Genomic DNA, 630 nt, shown 5'->3' with positions numbered 1-630 from the left:
CCAGAGCTGGATGCCGTAGAGCGGGTTGGCATGATCCCGCTCCGCCGCATCGGTCCGCTCGGAATGGACGATGCCGCGCCCGGCCGTCATCCAGTTCACCGCCCCCGGCAGGATGGGCTGGCTTGTCCCCAGGCTGTCCCGGTGCAGGATGGCGCCCTGGAACAGGTAGGTGATGGTGGAGAGCCCGATATGCGGGTGCGGCCGCACATCGAGCCCCTTGCCGGCCAGGAATTCGCCCGGTCCCATCTGGTCGAAGAAGATGAAGGGGCCGACCATCTGGCGCTCCTTGGCGGGCAGGGCGCGCCGCACCTCGAAGCCGCCCACGTCATGGGCACGGGGCAGCAGCACCAGCTCCACCCCGGGGGGAGGGGCGGGGCAGACGGGGTCCTCGGCGGGTTGCCAGCTCATGCGGCCCTCCTTCCTGGTCGGTTCGGCCGGGGGAGGTTAGCCTGCGATCGGCCCCGCTGTGCAGGGCGGAGCTGCGCCAGCCGGAGCTCTGCATCGCCGCCGCCGTAATGCCCGGCCCGCTGCTTGGAGGCTGACGCCCAACGCCCCAATTTTCCGCCATGCCACGGGACTCGCTGATCCGCCTTGCCGTCTTCCTCGGGGTGCTGGCCGCGCTGCTGCTGG

1 protein-coding gene is annotated in these 630 nt (G+C 71.0%); it reads right to left on the bottom strand.

Going from position 1 to position 630, the window contains the following annotated elements; translation table 11 throughout:
* Nucleotides 1–408: pirin family protein (locus tag NJ376_RS12665; RefSeq protein ID WP_252953632.1), on the bottom strand; the 408-nt coding region annotated here is incomplete at its 3' end.
* Nucleotides 409–630: the final 222 nt, after the last annotated feature.

The sequence above is a fragment of the Siccirubricoccus soli genome (assembly GCF_024178315.1).
Taxonomy (GTDB): domain Bacteria; phylum Pseudomonadota; class Alphaproteobacteria; order Acetobacterales; family Acetobacteraceae; genus Siccirubricoccus; species Siccirubricoccus soli.
The sequence above is the reverse complement of the archived record's forward strand: the minus strand, read 5'-3'. Positions and strand labels throughout refer to the sequence as shown.